Origin of the sequence: Acetobacterium malicum subsp. dehalogenans DSM 11527 (assembly GCF_000472665.1) — a bacterium.
GTDB classification, from domain to species: domain Bacteria; phylum Bacillota; class Clostridia; order Eubacteriales; family Eubacteriaceae; genus Acetobacterium; species Acetobacterium malicum.
In genome coordinates, this window is the sequence record NZ_AXAC01000038.1 from 24,974 (window position 1) to 43,967 (window position 18,994).

Genomic DNA, 18,994 nt, shown 5'->3' on the forward strand with positions numbered 1-18,994 from the left:
TTATTACATCATTTGAACGCGGCCCTGATAAACAACCCCACGTTTGGGATCAACCGAAATCAGTTTACCATGTTCCAGAATTTCCAGGGCTTTAACAACATTAACAATAACCGGAATATCATAGTGAAGCCCGGCAATCGCCCCTTCTGAACTAAGTCCGCCTTCTTCGGTAATAATTGCCGATGCCAGGGGTAAAATCTGATTTACCTCAGGTGTCAGGGTTTTTACCACTAAGATATCACCTTCCTGAAAATCATCCAGATTAGCAGAGGTAATTAGTTTAGCATGACCTGTCACCGGTTTTTTACCAATTCCGACCCCATTAATAATTGCATTTCCCACCGTATGCACCTTGATCATATTGGTATTTCCCTGAACGCCCAGAGGTACTCCAGCGGCAACGACAGCGAGATCGCCAAATTTAACATAGCCCTGTTCGACCGCTTTTTTGACTGCATCCATAATCATGCTATCGGTATCACCAAATTCCGGGGTGTAAATACAATTGACGCCCCAAACCAGGGCCAGTCGACGAACGGTTGTCACTTTGTCGGTGACCGCCAGAATGCCGCAGTCCGGACGGTATTTGGATATCATCCGGGCGGTGTGACCCGATGATGTAGCAGCGATGATGGTTTGCGCATCAAGTTGCTCGGAAATCTGGCAAGCCCCTTCACTGACCGCATTAGTAATCGTTAATTCGCCATGATCCGGTTTTTTTCGACGGGCATATTCTTCAGAATCTTCGCTTTTTACCACAATATTAAACATCGTTTTGACGGATTCGACAGGATAGGATCCCGCCGCAGTTTCACCCGACAACATCACCGCATCGGTACCATCAAATACAGCATTTGCCACATCGCCAACCTCAGCCCGAGTCGGTCTGGGGTTACGCATCATCGAATCCAGCATCTGAGTGGCCGTAATAACCGGTTTCCCAACTAGGTTACATTTTCTGATAATGCTCTTTTGAACCAACGGAACGTCTTCGGCGGGTATTTCCACCCCCAGATCCCCTCGGGCAACCATGATTCCATCGGATACATTAAGAATCCGGTCGATGTTCTCAACACCTTCCTGATTTTCGATTTTAGAAATGATGTCAATGAGATCCCCGCCATTACGTTCCAGAACTTTTCTGATTTCTAATACATCATGGGGTTTTCTGACAAATGATGCCGCCACGTAATCAACCTTTTGCTGGATCCCAAAAATAATATCGCTACGGTCTTTCTCTGTTAATGCAGGTAATTCGATGCTCATACCAGGCAGGTTAATGCTTTTTTTACTGCCCAGGGTGCCGCCATTTAAAATGCTACAAACCATCTCGTTATCAAAAACATCTTCCACTTCGAGTTGAATTAAACCATCGTCGATCAGAATACGACAGCCTGGGGACACTTCATTGGGAAGATTTTCATGAGAAATACTAAAGCGTTTTTCATCCCCTGAAATAATTTCGGTAGTCAGTGTTACCTTTTCTCCGGCAACTAGTTCTACTTTACCGGCACTCAGTTCTCCGGTTCTGATTTCCGGCCCCTTGGTATCCAACATAATGGCCACCGGAATACCCAGTTCTTTACGCACTTCTTTAATCCGCTGAATTCTTGCCGCATGTTCTTCATGGCTCCCGTGAGAAAAGTTTAATCGTGCCACGTTCATTCCGTTGAGAATAAGTTCTCTTAATATTTCCTTTGTATCTGCTGCTGGTCCCAGTGTGCAAACAATCTTTGTTTTTTTCATTTTCTACCTCTTTTCGTATTTAATTTCTATTTATAAAATAACCAATGCAGGAATTTTACTACTAACCCCCTGTTGCATCGTTATTGTTTATTGTTTCAGTATTCTGATTAACCAGATTATCATCTGTTTTTCATAATTTCTTAAGCTGCTGATTCAATTGCTGATCTCCCGGGAAATTTCCTGGTTTATTCTAAATGGATAGGACCGAGGCCATATCATAAATATCCTGGCGGAAGATCTTTGGCATTTGCAGAGCTTCTTCAATCGGAATGCCCAGATAGGATCCACAACGTTGGGCCATAACTGTTCCTGTTTCTTTCTTGACAATACTTAACACCGCATTATAACCCATAAAACTGGCCAGATTCCGGTCCATATTGGAGGGAGATCCCCCTCTTTGAATGTACCCCAGATTGGTGCCCTTGGTTGTTACTTGGGTTTTCTCTTCAATTTTGACACAATAATCCCGGTAATTACCGCAACCCTCTGCCAGCATCACAATACTGTGAAGTTTGCCCCGGTCTTTACCCTGGAGCAACCGTAAACAGATGGCATCCAGATCCGTTTCAACCTCTGGCAGAATTAATGCTTCGGCCCCACCGGACAATCCCGAAAAAAGGGCGATATCGCCGCATTTTCGGCCCATTACCTGAACCACATTGATGCGATTGTGGGAATAGGTCGTATCCCTGATTTTGCTAATAGCATCCAGGGCTGTCGTTACAGCGGTATCAAAGCCAATGGTATAATCGGTAAAGCCCAAGTCATTATCAATCGTGCCGGGAATCCCCACCACACTGACCCCCAGTTTCTGAAGCGCCAGGGCACCATTCATACTGCCGTCTCCACCGATGATGATCAGATGTTCAATTCCATATGCTTCCAAAACACCGGCACTTTGCCTGACCCCAGCATCGGTTGCAAAAAACTCGCTTCTGGAGGTTCGCAGGATAGTACCACCCCGCTGTAGAATATCCGCCACCGAGTAGACACTAAACGGCGTTATATCCCCTTCCAGCAAACCTGAAAAACCCCGATTAATCCCATACACTTCTATCTTATTGTAAATTGCCGTCCGAACAATGGCCCGGATACAGGCATTCATCCCGGGTGCATCGCCTCCACTGGTTAAAACTCCAATTCTCATTTTTATTTTACCTCCACATTTTTTATTCCTAAAATTTGGCCTAATTCTGTGATCAGTGTTTCTCCGAGGGTAACCCATAAGTCTTTATTGGCCCCAAAATGTTTATCTTCGTTTTTAAGGTATAATACCACTGGCACTGGTCCTGGATACTTAATTAGAATCGATTTAACCGATTTTATCAAGGTCTTTTCTGTTAAATCCCCTAAACTCAAAACCAGCTTCTGGCGATTCTGTCCCCCGCCATTTATCTCATATGTTGTTTTGCTTTCTTTTACTTCATGGCTTTCTTTACCTTTGGGCGGCTCGCCGATGGGATAAATTTGGGCTGCAATCACCGAGGTTCGCGCCTCTTCATTGTAATTGATCCGTCCTTTGATCACCACCGGCTGATCTGGCTTTAAATACCGGCGATATTCATCATAGGTCTTTGGAAAAATCACCACTTCGATTCGTCCGTACAAATCTTCCAGGGTCAGAAATGCCATCATTTGACCTTTTTTAGTCATCATGGTTTTCATTTCCACAATTAACCCGCCAATGCTGACCTGCTGTCCATCCCGGATACCGGCATCTTTTAAATCCTGATAGCTGTCGACAAGATTAGAAAACAAGGTGACTGTTTTCTTGAGGACGTCTTCATATTTTTCCAGCGGATGACCGGTAACGTAGAGGCCTAAAACCTCTTTTTCCAAGGCCAGCCGTTCCTCTTTGGAGAACGGCTGCTTTTGCGGGAAATGATCTTCCTTCAAATTTATCAGTTCTTTTGAACCACCGAGTCCGGCCATATCCAACAGCGACATTTGTCCGGAGATACGATCCTTCTTTTCCCGCTGCACCTGATCAACAATCAGTTCAGCAATAGCCAACATTTGCGCCCGGCTGCTACCGATAGCATCAAATGCACCGCCCTTGATAAGACTTTCAATGCTTCTCCGGTTCAGGGATTTCAAATCCACCCGCTCACAAAAATCCCGGAGATTCTGAAAATCGCCTTTGGTTTTGCGGGCTTCAATAATAGCAGCTATCGCATTTTTTCCCAACCCTTTAACGGCTCCCAATCCAAAACAAATGGAATTGCTGGAAACACTGAATTTCTCATAACTGGCATTAATACTGGGTGGTAATACATGAATACCCATTTTTCGGCAATCTTCAATATATTTTGCCACTTTTTTCTCATCATCCATAATACTGGACATTAACGCGGCCATAAACTCGGTGGGATAATAACATTTCAGCCAGGCGGTCTGATAGGCGATAACCGCATAAGCCGCCGCATGGGATTTATTGAAGGCATACTTGGCAAAGTCTTTCATTTCATCAAAGATTTTTTTAGCAGCCGTTTCAGAAACCCCTCGTCGGATCGCACCTTCAACAATAACTTTACCAGTTTCATCGATTTCGCCATGAATAAAAACCTGACCCTCAGCCTCCATCACGCTGGTCTTTTTCTTGGACATTGCCCGCCTGACCAGGTCACTGCGACCCATTGAAAAGCCAGCCACATCTCTGAAGATCTGCATAACCTGTTCCTGATAAACCATACAGCCATAGGTAACGTTAAGGATGTTCTCCAGAATGGGATGATCATAGGCAGCCAGGGACGGATTCTTCTTATTTTCAATGTAACGGGGGATCTGATCCATCGGCCCGGGCCGATAAAGCGAAATCCCGGCGATAATATCTTCAAAGCTGCCCGGCTGGAGTTCTTTAATAAACTGTTGCATGCCCCGGCTTTCCAATTGAAAAACACCGAGGGTATCACCTTTTGAGAGCATTTCATAAACCCTGGCATCATCCATTTCGAGACTGTCCAGATCCAGACGGTTGCCCGTGCTATGCTCAATATTTTCCAGCGCATCCCGGATCACCGTCAAGGTCCGCAGACCGAGAAAATCCATCTTGAGCAAGCCCAGATCTTCCAGTAAGCCCATCGGAAACTGGGTTGTGATCACATCATTGTTTCGATAGAGGGGGATATACTCCACCAGCGGCAGATCCGAAATGACGACCCCAGCCGCATGGGTGGAGGCATGACGGGATAACCCTTCAATGGATTGGGCGGTTTTAACCAGTTTGGCGATATCGGCATCGCTGTCTTCCATTTTTTTGAGCTCGGGGTTTTCTTTCAAGGCTTCTGCGATGGTGATATTGACCCCAGGATGAATGGGTATTTCTTTGGCGACCCGGTCGACCAGATTATAGGGCATATCCAAGGCTCGGCCAACATCCCGGAGCGCCCCCCGGGCGGCCATGGTTCCGAAGGTGATGATCTGAGCCACCCGGTCTTCCCCGTACTTGTTCACCACATAATCAATGACTTCCTGCCGCCGTTCGTAACAAAAATCCACGTCAATATCTGGCATCGTTACTCGCTCCGGGTTGAGAAAACGCTCAAACAGCAATTGATACTTAATCGGATCAATGGTGGTGATCCCCAAACTGTAAGCAACCAGACTTCCGGCGGCACTTCCCCGTCCCGGCCCAACCATGATCTGATTGTCTTTGGCATACTTGATGAAATCCCAAACGATCAGGAAGTAATCGTCAAAGCCCATATTGTGAATGGTTTCCAATTCATAGCTCAGACGATCCTGTAAATCTTTAGTCAGAATTTGGTATTTTTTTGCCATTCCGGCCATACAAAGACCTTTCAGGTAGTCTTCAGCCTTTTCCCCGGGAGGTAGTTCAAACTGGGGCAAATGAGTTTTTTCCAGATCAAAACTGACCTGACAGCGTTTCGCAATACGATTAGAATTTTCAATCGCTTCCGGCAGATCAGCAAAAAGTTTGCTCATCTCCTCCTGGCTCTTTAAATAAAACTCATTGTTGGGAAAACGCATCCGTTTTTCTTCCGAAACGGTGGCAGCTGTTTGAATGCATAAAAGAATGTCATGGTTTTCACTGTCCTCTTTACGGACATAATGGACGTCGTTGGTAGCCACCAGCGGAATACCCATTTTTTTTGACAGTTGGATCATCCGCTCGTTGATCAAAGCTTCTTCCCTGAGGCAATGATCCTGAATTTCCAGAAAGAAATGATCTTTACCGAAAATGTTCTGATAAACAAGACAACGCTCTTCTGCTCCGGTCAGATCATTGTTTAAAATCATCTGCGGAATTTCTCCGGCAATACAGGCCGACAGACAGATAATCCCCTCACTATGAGCTCTTAAACAATCATGATCCACTCTGGGTTTATAATAGAATCCATCAATAAAACCTTTCGAGACAATCTTCATGAGGTTTTTATACCCCAGGTTGCTCTCTGCTAACAAAATAAGATGCGCCCGTTCCTTGTCATAGACCGGATCCTTTTGTTCAAGGCCTCGTGGGGCCACATAAACTTCACACCCAATCACCGGATGGATTTTTTCATTGAGACAGGCCTTATAAAAATCAATGGCACCAAAAAGGACCCCATGATCAGTCAGCGCAACACTTTCCATGCCGTTTTGCGCCACCGCCTTGACCAGCTCATTGATACGCCCGAAACCATCCAACAGGCTATATTCACTATGTACATGTAGGTGAGTAAATTGTTTTTCCATCTTTTCTTTCACTTTACTGTTAAAATTTAGTTTCATAATTTTCTGGTTATTTCCGATTTCTTTAGTTTTTATTATAACATAGATTCTTAAAAATGGATAGATGTTTTGTCCCGGTCGGTTGAAATTGATCCCAGCACCTTATCTCCACTTTCTTTTCTTCATTATATACTATTTTTCGATGATTATTAAACTTCATTTGAAATGATCCACTTTAATCTCAGATTAACCTGTTATTTTTTTAACGTTATTTTTTGCCGGTAATCCTTTACATTATTTCTGAATTATGTTATCATATGCTCGTAAATAGTTTTGCGATTGTTTACGAAAAGATTTAATAATTTCATATATTGGCAGGAGTTATGGAGGGCCGTACTTTCGTTTTTACATTAAGAGAATATGTAAATTTGTTAGTATGTGCTTTTTTTGTTTGCTTTTATTCATTTCCATATGGTTTCATTATGTTTTTCAAACATAATCAAATAAATAATTAAATAAATAGGGGGTTATACTTATGAAAAAGTATATCTTATCACTGGATGCAGGAACTACGAGTTCAAGAGCGATTTTATTTAACCATGACAGCGAAATCGTCAGTGTTGCACAAAAAGAATTTACTCAAATCTATCCAAAAGCCGGTTGGGTTGAACATGACGCCATGGAAATTTGGGCTACCCAAAGTGGTGTTGTAACTGAAGCTATGTCAAAAATTGGCGCTACCGCTGAAGATATTGCTGCTATCGGTATCACAAACCAACGTGAAACAACTGTCGTTTGGGACAGAAAAACTGGCGAACCTATTTATAATGCCATTGTTTGGCAATGCCGTCGTACCGCATCTTTCTGTGATGAATTAAAAGCCCGTGGACTGGAAGACTATGTTCGTGAAAACACCGGTCTTGTAATCGATGCTTACTTCTCTGGAACAAAAATCAACTGGATTTTAAACAACGTTCCTGGTGCTCGTGAAAGAGCAGAAAAAGGCGAACTTGCTTTCGGAACCATTGATACCTGGTTAATCTGGAAATTAACCGATGGAAAAGTACATGTAACTGATTATTCAAATGCCTCCCGTACGATGGCATTTAATATTAAAACTCTTAAATGGGATGAAAAAATGTTAAAAGAACTGGATATCCCAGCTTCTATGTTACCAGAAGTTAGACCCTCCTCAGCTGTTTATGGAACTACTTCACTTTATGGCACAGAAATTCCAATTGCCGGTGCTGCTGGTGACCAACAGGCTGCTCTCTTTGGACAAGCTTGCTTTGAACCTGGTATGGCTAAGAATACTTATGGAACCGGTTGCTTTATGTTAATGAACACTGGCGACAAACCGGTTAAATCTAACAGCGGTTTGGTTACTACCATTGCCTGGGGCCTGGATGGCGAAGTTGATTATGCCTTAGAAGGTTCTATCTTCGTTGCCGGTGCTGCTATCCAATGGTTAAGAGACGAAGTAAGATTAGTTGACTCTTCACCAGACAGCGAATTCTATTGTAATAAAGTTGCTGATACCAATGGTGTTTACATGGTTCCTGCTTTCGTTGGACTGGGTGCTCCACATTGGGATATGTATGCGCGTGGTGCAATCCTGGGATTAACCCGTGGCGCCAACAAATCGCATTTAATCCGGGCAACTGTTGAATCTTTAGCATACCAGACTAAAGATGTTCTGGATGCGATGGAAAAAGACTCCAATATCAAATTGGCAGCATTAAAAGTAGATGGCGGCGCTTGCGCTAACGATTTCTTAATGCAATTCCAGGCTGATATTTTAGGCGTTCCAGTTGATCGTCCATCAATCGTTGAAACAACCGCTATGGGTGCTGCTTACCTTGCTGGTTTAGCTGTTAAATTCTGGGATGGCAAAGCTGATGTAACTGCTGCCTGGAAACTTGACCGTACATTCAATCCTGCAATGGATGCCGATGTTCGTGCTAAATTATACGCTGGCTGGTTAAAAGCTGTTGAATGCTCAAAAGGCTGGGAAGACGTCGAATAATCGGATTCAATCTTAAAAATTCATGAATGATTCTATTGTTGGGGTGTTTAAAACACCCCGGCAATTTAGATTTTACTCTTTCCTATTTTTGTGATTGTGTTATAATGAATTTACAAATACGATCCTACCGGGAGGAGTTTTATGTCGACGAGAAAATGTCTTCTCATGTTTCAGGACAACCCCATTATTGTCGCCGTTCGTAATCCTAAGGATATTTACGATGCTATTCACTCAAAATCGCAGATCATCTTTTTGCTGACCGGCAACGTCTATAATCTTAAAAAAATGGTAGAGCTTTGTACCAAAGCCGACAAACACGTGTTTACCCATTTAGATCTCATTAAAGGTTATTCCCAGGATAATTATTTTATTAAATATCTGAAAGACGAGATCAAACCAACGGGCATTATTACCACCAAAAACAATATTATCACTCGGGCCAAACAGGAAGGTCTTATGACTGTTCAGCGTCTATTTCTATTGGATTCATCTGCCATGGATATTTCAATCAATTCGGCCAAAAAAATTAAGCCCGATGCCATCGAAATTCTGCCTGGCCTGGTTCCAAAGCTGATCGCAGCCGTTAAAAAAGAGGTCGATATTCCAATTGTTACCGGGGGATTCATAGAGACAGAAGAAGAAGTTCGTTCTTGTCTTGCTGCTGGTGCTTTATCGGCCAGCACATCTCACAAGCCGTTGTGGGATAAAATAGAGCTTATTCGCAATGAACAGAGATTGTTACGCAACGAATAAGTTAAAATAAAATACAAGGCAACGGAGAGCCATACTGTTTTCTTAAATGAATCCTTATTTAAGAAAATCGTATGGCTTTTAATTTTTTATAGTTCTTAGGAGGAATAAATTATGTATGATATCGCCATTATTGGAGCTGGTATTGCCGGTTCCTACATTGCTCGGGAGTTAACCCGGTACAAACTGGACATCGTTTTGTTAGATGGAGAAAATGATGTTGGAAATCAGATTACGATGGCCAATTCTGCCATCGTCCATGCTGGCTTTGATGCCCCAGCCTATAAATTGAAAGGAAAATTCAACGCCACTGGAAACCTGATGTACGATAAGGTTTGTGAGGATCTGGATGTTCCCTTTAAACGCTGCGGCTCGCTGGTTGTTGCCCATGACGAATATGAAATGGCAACCATTCATGAGCTTTACCAGAATGGTTTGAAAAACGGTGTTCCGGGTTTAAAAATCTTATTTAAAGAAGAAGTCCATGCCATGGAACCCAATATTAACGAAGATATTTGCGGCGCTCTTTATGCCCCCACCGCCGGGATTGTATCACCTTTTGAACTCTGTGTTCACGTGGCTGAAAACGCTGTCGACAATGGTGTCACCCTTAAACTGAATCACATGGTCACTGCTATCGACAAGGCCGATGATCATTTCAAAATCACTACTAATGCTGGTGAAATCGAAGCCAAGTTTGTGATCAACGCCGCCGGTGTCTATGCCGATGATATCTACGAGATGGTTGGCGAACCTTATTTCCAACTGTTGGCCCGAAAAGGTAACTACTTTATCTTCGATAAAGAAGCTGGTTCCCTCGTCAATAGTGTTGTTTTCCCCTGTCCATCAAAAAAAGGTAAAGGAATTCTGGTCGCTCCCACCGTCCATGGCAACCTGTTGATCGGCCCGGATGCCGAACCGGTTGATAAGGGCGATATTTCCACCACCACCGAACGATTGGATTATATTAAACAAAATGCACTGAAGAACTGTCCTTCCCTACCTTTTAATAAAATTATCCGATCCTATGCCGGGCTGCGAAATACCCCAATTAAGGATACCTTTACCACCACCGATGGTGATTTCATTATTGAAGAATCCCCGGTAAAAGGCTTTATTAATGTGGCTGGATACGAATCACCAGGACTCACCTCAATTCCTGCGGTAGCTCACTATGTGGTCGAAGAACTTGTGAAACCGTTGATCCCGGATATTGAAGAAAATCACGACTATAATCCCAAGGTTCGAAAACATCTACGCTTTGATGAAATGACTGAGGAAGAAAAAGTCGAAATTATCAAACAGGATCCCAAATACGGTAAGGTTATCTGTCGCTGTGAAACCATTACTGAAGGTGAAATTATTGATGTTATTCACCGCAGTGCTGGTGCCCGCACTGTCAAATCAGTAAAAAAACGCTGTCGCGCCGGAATGGGTCGCTGTCAGGGTGGCTTCTGTTCACCCCGGGTGGTTGAGATTCTGGCTCGGGAACTGAATTGTTCATTGGATGATATTATGTACGATCAACAGGATTCGACCTATATCCTTTCAGGTCACACGAAATCCGTTAAGGAGGAGGCGTAATCATGATTTATGATGTTGTTATTTTAGGTGGCGGACCAGCTGGTCTGGCTGCAGCAGTAGAAGCTAAAAATGATGGGGCTGAACAGGTCCTGATCCTTGAAAGAGACCGGGAATTAGGTGGCATTCTTAACCAGTGTATCCATAATGGTTTTGGTCTGCATACCTTTAACGAAGAATTAACCGGACCGGAATATGCCGAACGTTATATTCAGAAGGTTATCGATTTGAATATCCCCTATATGCTGGATACCATGGTTCTGGATATGCATGATAACGGCGATCTCAAATCGATTCACGTTATCAATGAAGAAAACGGGTACATGATTATTGAAACTAAGGCTGTTGTGTTAACGATGGGATGTCGGGAACGAACCTCTGGAGCGATTGGGATCCCCGGATATCGCCCATCTGGTGTATTCACCGCTGGTACAGCTCAACGCTTTATTAACATGGAAGGCTACATGCCTGGTAAAGAAGTGGTTATCCTCGGCTCCGGAGACATCGGACTGATCATGGCCCGCCGAATGACCCTGGAAGGCGCTCATGTTCAGGCTGTCTGTGAGCTGATGCCCTATTCCAATGGTTTAGTGCGAAACATTGTTCAGTGTCTGGATGATTATGATATTCCGTTAAAATTAAGCCATACCATTACCTTTATCCATGGTAAGGATCGCTTAGAAGGGGTTACCGTTGCCAAGGTTGACGAGAAACTTAAAGTGATTCCTGGCACCGAAGAATATATTCCCTGTGATACCCTGCTGCTTTCCGTCGGATTAATCCCTGAGAATGAAATTACCCGTAATGCCGGTGTTGTGATGGATAACCGAACCAATGGCGCCATTGTCGGCGAACTGCGTCAGACCTCCATGCCTGGTGTTTTTGCCTGTGGTAATGTCGTACACGTTCATGACCTGGTGGATTTTGTTAGCGAAGAAGCGGTTCTTGCCGGTAAAGGTGCGGCCAAATACATCAAGGGCGATCTCGATACTGAGATCACCTTCACCACCACCAACGGCGACGGTATTGGCTATGTTGTTCCGCAACAGGTTGCCATGAAAAATGTGGAAGAAAAAGTTACCTTCTACATGCGGGTCCGTCAGGTCTTTCAGGACAAGGTGGTTAATGCCTATATCGGCGACCAGTTAATCGCCACTAAAAAAGAAAAGAAATTACTGCCCGCAGAAATGGTGAATTTTAAAATTAGCAAAGATGTTTTAGCTCAATATCCTGCCGGAGAAATCCGATTTGTCGTAGAGGAGGCAAAATAATGAAAAAAGATATGACTTGTATTGTTTGCCCCATCGGGTGCCAAATGACCATTGAAGAAAAAGCCGATGGTACCTACGAGGTTACCGGCAACACCTGTAAGCGTGGACCAAAATACGCGATCAATGAAATGACCAACCCCACCCGGGTTATTCCAACCACGGTGGTGATTAAGAACGCCATGCTTCCCCGTCTGCCCGTCAAAACGGCAGAACCAATCCCCAAAGGCCAGATTTTTGATGCCATGGCCGTTATCAACCAGGTTGTTGTCGAAGCGCCCGTCAAAACCGGTGACGTTGTCATCAAAGATCTTCTAGGTCTCGGGATTGATGTGGTTGCCACCAGAACAATGGATAAATGCTAATGCCTTTGTTCTGAATCATTTATTAACAGGATCTGAAAATAATCTCAACAATTATTTTCAGATCCTGTTTTTATTTTCCATTTCTGTAAATCAAACTCGCTATCGAACTCGTAACGACAAAATATTAATTTGTTACAAAACAGACATTGAATTACAACCATCTTTCATGATATGTTTAACTATACAAATTCTACTATATAAAGGTGCTACCCGATGTTTGATAAAATAAAACAACATTTAAATAAAAACCTGATCCTTGCTATTCTTGTTCCCTGCATCATTATCATGATTACCTTGATTATTCACTATCAATCGGTCGCCAGAGAAAAAGCCAAACTGGACGAGGGAGTCCAGATTCTAACCGCCTTGGAAACCCGTGATCTCTACACAATGGAAGAAAAAATCGATTTTATGAAACGTCAAGCCGTTGATTCCGGCGATTATTCCGCTTTATTTGGAACTGCCGTTGTTTTTGGTGATTCCATCGCCGAAGGACTCGGTTTATACGGTTTTTTAAGTCCGACCTCGCTGGTTGCTGTGATGGGCAAATCCACCGAAAACAGTCTGGAAGATGTGCCAAGTCTGGTTAATCTGGCACCGCGAAATGTTTTTTTTGAGTTGGGGCTTAATGATATCAGTCATCCTTACAATACCCTGGAATCCTATCTTAGTCATTACGAAAAAATCATCGATTCGGTTCGACTGCAATTGCCCAATACACAAATCTATATTTGCAGCATCTTCCCGGTTACCGATGAAGCGCTCAAAGAAAACCCGGAGTTCAGTCAGATCGAGAGCTATAATACCGCCCTGGCTGAAATGGCTAAACGAAAAAACGTCCATTATATTGACACCTATACCTTTTTAAAAAACAATCCTCAGTATCATGACGAGGACGGCATCCATGTGATCCGGGAATTTTACCCCCTCTGGATGGATACCCTTGTTAATAACAGTGATCTGAAAAATTTATTATAGAATTGGAAACTCATGAAAAAATTTATTGTACCGCTGTTGATTTTAATACTCACGCTGCCATTTTTTGGCTGTCGTTCTACTGAACAAGCGCCCTTATCCCAGGTGGAGACCGAACTACTGGCCACATCCCAAAATCTCAGTGGGATGGAGAAAGGCGATGGCAAAGCCTTGAAACGTTATTACGGACTCAATATCAACGACTATCAGGAAGCGCTGATTTACGTCCCGGCAAATTACATGGATGTTCCCGAACTTCTGGTGATAAAAGTCGTGGATCCCGCCCAACTGGATCTGGTTGAAGCAGCTGTGGATACCCGTAACGCCATGCAGCAGGAAAGCTTTGGGGGTTACGGACCGGAGCAGGTTGCGCTGCTTGATAATTATGAGTTCAAAATTGTGGGAAACACTCTTTTTTATTGCGTATCACCTGATGCATCCACATTAAAAGATACCTTTGTCAAAAGCATCAAAAATAATCAGTAAGGAGTGGCCATGGTTTTTAGTAGTATCTTGTTTATTTTTGCTTTTCTACCCATCGCATTGGGTCTATATACCATTATCCCCAAACAGGGAAAAAATCTGATTCTGCTATTAGTCAGTCTATTTTTTTATGCCTGGGGCGAACCGGTTTATGTTTTCTTAATGCTTTTCACCATTGCCTTTGACTTTGGCATGGGGATTCTGATGGAAAAAAGGCCTCATTTAGTCCGAAAGCGGATTTTCATTTTTACTGTGATTGTGAATCTGGGGTTTTTATTCTTTTTTAAATACTGGGGCTTTCTGCTCGATACCATCAACCAGATCTTCAATCTGGGGATCCCCTATACCCCGCTGCCCTTACCGATTGGGATTTCCTTTTATACCTTCCAGATCCTATCTTATGTCATCGATATCTATCTGGGGAAGGTCCCGGTCCAAAAGAATATTATTTACTTTGGTTTGTATGTAACCATGTTTCCCCAGTTGATCGCCGGGCCCATTGTTCGTTATAAGGATATTGATGACCAGCTTTCAACTCGGGTGATGAATCAGGAAAAATTTGGCATCGGAGTCGAACGTTTTATCCAGGGGCTCGGCAAAAAAGTCCTGCTGGCCAATAATATTGGTTATATCTGGACTCTGATTTCGGCTATGAACGTCGGCGAACTATCGGTCCTCACTGCCTGGATCGGGATTATCGCCTTTACCTTCCAAATTTATTTCGACTTCAGCGGCTATTCGGATATGGCCATTGGTCTGGGGAAAATGTTCGGTTTTGAATTTCTGGAAAACTTCAACTATCCCTATATTTCCCGAAGCGTGTCCGAATTCTGGCGACGCTGGCATATTTCTCTGGGAACCTGGTTCCGAGAATACCTCTATATCCCGTTGGGCGGAAACCGCGTCCCCATGCCCCGATTATTTTTAAACCTCGGTGTCGTCTGGTTATTAACCGGCCTCTGGCATGGTGCCAGCTGGAATTTTGTCATCTGGGGTGGTTATTATGGTCTGATCCTTTTTACCGAAAAATTATTCTTAAAAGATTTACTGGAAAAATTGCCAAAATTCATTCAGCACAGTTACACCCTGATTCTGGTCATGATCGGCTGGGTTTTCTTTGCCAGTCCGGATCTTGGTTTTGCCCTGTCTTACCTTCGAGTGATGTTTTTTACCGCCGGGGCATCTCTGGTCGATTCAACCGGACTATATTACTTGTACACGAGTCTCATCCTATTGGTTATTTGCGGGATCTGCTGCACCCCGTTTGTCCATCAGCACTATAATAAACTGATCCACCAGGAAAAAAACTGGGTTGTTCCCTTTGGACTGGGGCTCAACAGCGTGATCATGTTTTTATCCGTCGCTTATTTAGTAACAGAAACATATAATCCCTTTTTATATTTTAGATTTTAGGTGAAGCCTTATGCGAAAACAAGATAACCACCGCGAACACGATCAATACACCCATTCGCTGTTTTACAAAAAATACATCAATCTATTAGGCCTGCTTTTTATCGGGATCATCGTCTTTTTTCCACTGGCCTCACTACTCCTGCCAGACACCAAACTGTCTGAGAACGAAAACCGGATTTTAACCCAATTCCCACGTTTTTCGGTAGATAGCATCATCGATGGCCGCTATATGAAAAAAATGCAGAAATATACTGCCGATCAGTTAGTGGGCCGAAATTTCTGGATTTATACCAAAACCAGTACCGATCGGATGATCGGGAAAAATATCTCCAATGGGGTATACTTGGGTAAAAATTCCACCCTCCTTGAAAACTTTGATCCCTTGCCTGCTGATGCTGCCGAACAGACGAAAACTTCAATAAACGCCTTTGCTGAAAAATATCCCGATCTTAACCACTTTTTTATGCTGGTTCCCAATGCCATCAGTATCACTGATGAAAAACTGCCGGCATATGCTCCGGTTTTGAACCAGAACGATTATATCAATGGCTTTACTGGCGGATTAAATGAAAAAATAACGATCCTTGATCCCAGACCGATTCTGGAACAAAATCAGGACCAGCTATTGTATTATAAAACCGACCATCACTGGACTACACTGGGTGCCTGGCTTTCTTTTCAGGGCGTTGCCGATGCCATGGGGATCAAACCAGACCCAGATGCCTATACTGTTTATCCGGTTACCCACTCGTTTTCTGGCGCCCTGGTTTCTAAAAGCGGCTATCTGACCTTTACTAGCGATACGATTGATGTTTATATTCCTAAAAGCGAAGAGTCCTATTCGGTGGTCAATTATGTTGAAGAACAAAAAAAATCCTCATCCCTTTATAGTAGCGAACAATTAAAAGACAAAGACAAGTATACCGTTTTTCTGGAAGGTAACCATCCGATAATTAAAATTAAAAATCCGGTTGCGAATGGCAAAAACCTGCTCGTCATCAAAGATTCTTATGCCAACGCCTTTATTCCTTTTCTAGCACCCTTTTACAGCGAGATTACGGTGATTGATCCCCGTTACTACTATGACAGCATTGATGCCCTCATTGCCGATGCCCAGATCACTGACGTCTTATATCTCTTCAATGCCAATACCTTTTTTCGGGATACCACCCTGGAACCGGTTTTGAATGATGACTAACCGATTAATTTAAAAAATGGTTTCCGCCAAACCCGGCGAAAACCATTTTTTTATTGATCAATATTTCGATATTCACAGCTAAGATTTGAACACATCTGACAGTCATGATCTTTTTCTGCCAGTTCGATATTTTTATCGGCACCATAGACATAGCCCAGAGTTTTGACTGGATTATACATAAATCCGGCCGAAATCCCCACTGATAAAAGCGCTTCGCCATTGACATATTCCAGTATTTTTTTCTGTACCTGGATCGGGATAATATTATCGTCTGGTGAGTAACGAAGCGTCAGCGCATAGCCCTGTTCTTCATAAACATCCTGTTTGACCGTGTCGTAATAATCGTTTGATGCATTAAACAGCAGGATATCGGCCATGGAGTCAATCATCAGACCGTTTAAAAAGTCTTTCGCAGCAAAATACGCCGTCGATTGTTCACTGATTTTAGGCCCCAGAGTCACCAGACAATAAACAATATGACTGACCTCGCACAGTCCCTTATGAATTTTTTCCTTTTCATCATTTGTTTTTAAAATATGGGTGGCCTGGATGTTCAGCAAGTCCGGCAACGACTCAAATAATTTTTGATAGTTTTTTTTGAACTTCTGATAATTTGGCCGATCCTTTGAAATGTGCATCCGTTCAAATAACTCTTCACGATCAATGCGATGGGGGATTCGGGTAATTTTGTTCACTGATTTCACCTGCACTTAAAATTTTTTGGTATTTTCCCTGCTTTATTTAGATTTTAACACAAGCATCTCAGGATGAAAAGTCATAACAAATCACAGACAAACACTTTTTAATGGAAATTTATAGAAATATTTGAAAATAGTGTGTCAAGTTTTAGCTGAACGGGATATAATGTATATAGACAAATTTACAACAAATCTTAGGAGGATACGAAAATGGGCTTAAGATACTCAAGCAAAGTTATTGACGGAAAACTAAATATTAGAAATGATTATATCCAAACCGAGGGCGGTGATTTCCAGAAACTGACAAAAAATTGGATTATTAAGGCTTATCAAAAAGCTAAAGAATTGAACGACTCCGAATCAATGGAAAAACTGGAAAATCTGAAAATCGATATATGGATACCTGGAGAAAATAATGAACTGGGCAAAAATGTAAGCTGGTGTTTAAAAGACGAATTATAAATAACCACCACCTGACCGCCGCTAAATTATTTTTCGGGCAATGGTTAACGCTCAATTAATTGGGTATTTTATAAAGATAAATACTTATTAGGAGGGTTTTTTATGAGACAAATTATGGGAATACAGGTTGGTAATCGCGAAAGCGAAGCGTTGAAGGTTCAGGAATTGTTAACTAAAAATGGTTGTATTATTAAAACACGTCTTGGTTTGCATGAGTCTTCCGAAGAATTATGCAGCATAACCGGACTGATTATTTTGGAGTTTTTACCTGATAAAGAAAACGAAATCGCCGTCATGGAAAAAGATTTATCTGCCCTTAGTACAATCGTAGTTAAAAAAATGGTTTTCTAAAATTCAGAATAAAGAAAGTTACTCGATTAAAACACATAATTGAGTAGCTTTCTTTTATACTTAAGGAGCTAAAAAATGATCGACTTTAAAGATTCCCGATTTATTATTACCGATAAAAAAAGCACTGCTTTGGTACACAAGAGTATTCAAGGTATGTTGATTGATGACGAGCAGATCATTGAATTCTACATCGCTGATCGATTTCCGGTCCCTTCCGAGGTATTATTTACTTCGAAACGGATTATCATTTGTACCTTTGAAGAACGGGACTTTCCTATTTTTACGTTTTTGCCCTATTCGAAGTTCATTGCTTTCTCAGTAAAAAATTCAAAAGATGATAACATGGAAAATGAAATCGAGTTATACAATTATTATGTCGATAAGATTGCCTTCGAGTTTCCTGGCAAATATGACCTAAGCTTAATTATTAAACTGATCGGCAATGCCATTGGCTAGTGAGTTGACTTCACGCCCCATACTGCTTATCACTTCACCTTAAGATCTTTTCGCCAAACCTGTCATGCGCTATTTTTCGCGACTCATACTAATAAGTTTACCCTATTATTCTTTAATCGAAAGGAGCAGACGATGCTAACTGAATTAAGCGTAACCATAGTAAGAGCCGGAGATCATCTTGAAATCCGTCAGGATGGCTTGATGGTGGCAAAAAGAGAAGCCATTCAAAATATTTTGAATAATGGCGAAATTGAAGATTTTTATGACAATTGGGTGTATCCCCTGGAACCTTGTTTATTGTAAAATAAAAATGTAGAAAGTTGCAAAGCAAAAATCCATAGTATTGCAAGTTGGAAAATGCATAATATTGCAAAATCCATTGCGGGCAAAAATCAAATCAATTATCCTTGTATCTGACCAAAGAACAAGGAGGAAATGGAGAATGCTCACAATGGATCAAATACATGATATCAGATTTCGATTTTATGAGAAAGGGGAAAATGTTTCACAAATCGCAGAAGCGCTACGACTTGATTGGCGTACGGTAC

At 42.3% G+C, this 18,994-nt stretch carries 17 protein-coding genes; 13 read left to right on the forward strand and 4 right to left on the reverse strand.

Translation table 11 applies throughout. The features are described from left to right. Positions 1-3: 3 nt before the first annotated feature. The 3 genes from pyk to A3KS_RS0114555 form a co-directional block, all read right to left on the reverse strand. Complete coding sequence (gene pyk, locus A3KS_RS0114545) at positions 4-1,746, reverse strand: pyruvate kinase (protein WP_026395527.1); 1,743 nt, start codon at positions 1,744-1,746, stop codon at positions 4-6. A 190-nt stretch (positions 1,747-1,936) separates the two neighbouring features. Next, a complete protein-coding gene (locus tag A3KS_RS0114550) occupies positions 1,937-2,893 on the reverse strand; it encodes an ATP-dependent 6-phosphofructokinase (protein WP_026395528.1) in 957 nt (318 codons plus the stop codon). Between the two features lie 2 nt (positions 2,894-2,895). After that, the gene (locus A3KS_RS0114555) at positions 2,896-6,444 is read right to left on the reverse strand and encodes a DNA polymerase III subunit alpha (RefSeq protein ID WP_026395529.1); all 3,549 of its coding nucleotides are present in this window, start codon (positions 6,442-6,444) and stop codon (positions 2,896-2,898) included. A gap of 511 nt (positions 6,445-6,955) precedes the next feature. Here A3KS_RS0114555 and glpK point away from each other — a divergent pair. The 9 genes from glpK to A3KS_RS0114600 all read left to right on the forward strand — a co-directional run bounded on the left by glpK (position 6,956) and on the right by A3KS_RS0114600 (position 16,479). Continuing rightward, a complete protein-coding gene (gene glpK, locus A3KS_RS0114560) occupies positions 6,956-8,446 on the forward strand; it encodes a glycerol kinase GlpK (RefSeq protein WP_026395530.1) in 1,491 nt (496 codons plus the stop codon). A 141-nt stretch (positions 8,447-8,587) separates the two neighbouring features. After that, positions 8,588-9,199: a glycerol-3-phosphate responsive antiterminator gene (locus A3KS_RS0114565; protein ID WP_026395531.1), complete on the forward strand. Its 612-nt coding sequence runs from the start codon at positions 8,588-8,590 to the stop codon at positions 9,197-9,199. 111 nt (positions 9,200-9,310) lie between these two features. Beyond that, positions 9,311-10,780: an NAD(P)/FAD-dependent oxidoreductase gene (locus tag A3KS_RS0114570; protein WP_026395532.1), complete on the forward strand. Its 1,470-nt coding sequence runs from the start codon at positions 9,311-9,313 to the stop codon at positions 10,778-10,780. 2 nt (positions 10,781-10,782) lie between these two features. Next, entirely contained in the window at positions 10,783-12,048 is a 1,266-nt protein-coding gene (locus tag A3KS_RS0114575; protein ID WP_026395533.1) for an NAD(P)/FAD-dependent oxidoreductase, read from the forward strand. Then, complete coding sequence (locus A3KS_RS0114580) at positions 12,048-12,410, forward strand: DUF1667 domain-containing protein (protein ID WP_026395534.1); 363 nt, start codon at positions 12,048-12,050, stop codon at positions 12,408-12,410. Before A3KS_RS0114575 ends, A3KS_RS0114580 begins: the two co-directional genes overlap by 1 nt. Positions 12,411-12,623: 213 nt before the next feature. Continuing rightward, positions 12,624-13,388: a GDSL-type esterase/lipase family protein gene (locus tag A3KS_RS0114585; RefSeq protein WP_026395535.1), complete on the forward strand. Its 765-nt coding sequence runs from the start codon at positions 12,624-12,626 to the stop codon at positions 13,386-13,388. Positions 13,389-13,400: 12 nt separating this feature from the next. After that, positions 13,401-13,871 carry a DUF4358 domain-containing protein gene (locus A3KS_RS0114590; protein WP_026395536.1) on the forward strand — a complete coding sequence of 157 codons (471 nt, stop codon included), beginning with the start codon at positions 13,401-13,403 and terminating at the stop codon, positions 13,869-13,871. 9 nt (positions 13,872-13,880) lie between these two features. Further along, positions 13,881-15,281: an MBOAT family O-acyltransferase gene (locus A3KS_RS0114595; RefSeq protein ID WP_026395537.1), complete on the forward strand. Its 1,401-nt coding sequence runs from the start codon at positions 13,881-13,883 to the stop codon at positions 15,279-15,281. A gap of 10 nt (positions 15,282-15,291) precedes the next feature. After that, positions 15,292-16,479, forward strand: a complete 1,188-nt coding sequence (locus tag A3KS_RS0114600; protein ID WP_051355913.1) for a DHHW family protein — start codon at positions 15,292-15,294, stop codon at positions 16,477-16,479. 50 nt (positions 16,480-16,529) lie between these two features. On the opposite strand, the gene A3KS_RS0114605 is transcribed toward A3KS_RS0114600, so the two are convergent. Further along, a complete protein-coding gene (locus A3KS_RS0114605; protein WP_026395539.1) occupies positions 16,530-17,174 on the reverse strand; it encodes a 5-methyltetrahydrofolate--homocysteine methyltransferase in 645 nt (214 codons plus the stop codon). 213 nt (positions 17,175-17,387) lie between these two features. Here A3KS_RS0114605 and A3KS_RS0114610 point away from each other — a divergent pair, with 213 nt between their 5' ends. The 4 genes from A3KS_RS0114610 (at position 17,388) to A3KS_RS23580 (ending at position 18,749) form a co-directional block, all read left to right on the forward strand. Beyond that, positions 17,388-17,639 carry a hypothetical protein gene (locus tag A3KS_RS0114610; protein WP_026395540.1) on the forward strand — a complete coding sequence of 84 codons (252 nt, stop codon included), beginning with the start codon at positions 17,388-17,390 and terminating at the stop codon, positions 17,637-17,639. Between the two features lie 102 nt (positions 17,640-17,741). Further along, positions 17,742-17,990: a CPF_0552 family protein gene (locus tag A3KS_RS0114615; protein ID WP_026395541.1), complete on the forward strand. Its 249-nt coding sequence runs from the start codon at positions 17,742-17,744 to the stop codon at positions 17,988-17,990. A 75-nt stretch (positions 17,991-18,065) separates the two neighbouring features. Beyond that, on the forward strand, positions 18,066-18,446 hold the full coding sequence (locus A3KS_RS0114620) for a PH domain-containing protein (RefSeq protein WP_026395542.1): 381 nt from the start codon (positions 18,066-18,068) through the stop codon (positions 18,444-18,446). 132 nt (positions 18,447-18,578) lie between these two features. After that, on the forward strand, positions 18,579-18,749 hold the full coding sequence (locus A3KS_RS23580; RefSeq protein WP_156913305.1) for a hypothetical protein: 171 nt from the start codon (positions 18,579-18,581) through the stop codon (positions 18,747-18,749). Positions 18,750-18,994 lie beyond the last annotated feature (245 nt).

Coding starts and splice junctions, on each gene's coding strand:
- pyk (WP_026395527.1), bottom strand. CDS start 1,746: ATGAAAAAAACAAAGATTGTTTGCACACTGGGACCAGCAGCAGATACA.
- A3KS_RS0114550 (WP_026395528.1), bottom strand. CDS start 2,893: ATGAGAATTGGAGTTTTAACCAGTGGAGGCGATGCACCCGGGATGAAT.
- A3KS_RS0114555 (WP_026395529.1), bottom strand. CDS start 6,444: ATGGAAAAACAATTTACTCACCTACATGTACATAGTGAATATAGCCTG.
- glpK (WP_026395530.1), top strand. CDS start 6,956: ATGAAAAAGTATATCTTATCACTGGATGCAGGAACTACGAGTTCAAGA.
- A3KS_RS0114565 (WP_026395531.1), top strand. CDS start 8,588: ATGTCGACGAGAAAATGTCTTCTCATGTTTCAGGACAACCCCATTATT.
- A3KS_RS0114570 (WP_026395532.1), top strand. CDS start 9,311: ATGTATGATATCGCCATTATTGGAGCTGGTATTGCCGGTTCCTACATT.
- A3KS_RS0114575 (WP_026395533.1), top strand. CDS start 10,783: ATGATTTATGATGTTGTTATTTTAGGTGGCGGACCAGCTGGTCTGGCT.
- A3KS_RS0114580 (WP_026395534.1), top strand. CDS start 12,048: ATGAAAAAAGATATGACTTGTATTGTTTGCCCCATCGGGTGCCAAATG.
- A3KS_RS0114585 (WP_026395535.1), top strand. CDS start 12,624: ATGTTTGATAAAATAAAACAACATTTAAATAAAAACCTGATCCTTGCT.
- A3KS_RS0114590 (WP_026395536.1), top strand. CDS start 13,401: ATGAAAAAATTTATTGTACCGCTGTTGATTTTAATACTCACGCTGCCA.
- A3KS_RS0114595 (WP_026395537.1), top strand. CDS start 13,881: ATGGTTTTTAGTAGTATCTTGTTTATTTTTGCTTTTCTACCCATCGCA.
- A3KS_RS0114600 (WP_051355913.1), top strand. CDS start 15,292: ATGCGAAAACAAGATAACCACCGCGAACACGATCAATACACCCATTCG.
- A3KS_RS0114610 (WP_026395540.1), top strand. CDS start 17,388: ATGGGCTTAAGATACTCAAGCAAAGTTATTGACGGAAAACTAAATATT.
- A3KS_RS0114615 (WP_026395541.1), top strand. CDS start 17,742: ATGAGACAAATTATGGGAATACAGGTTGGTAATCGCGAAAGCGAAGCG.
- A3KS_RS0114620 (WP_026395542.1), top strand. CDS start 18,066: ATGATCGACTTTAAAGATTCCCGATTTATTATTACCGATAAAAAAAGC.
- A3KS_RS23580 (WP_156913305.1), top strand. CDS start 18,579: ATGCTAACTGAATTAAGCGTAACCATAGTAAGAGCCGGAGATCATCTT.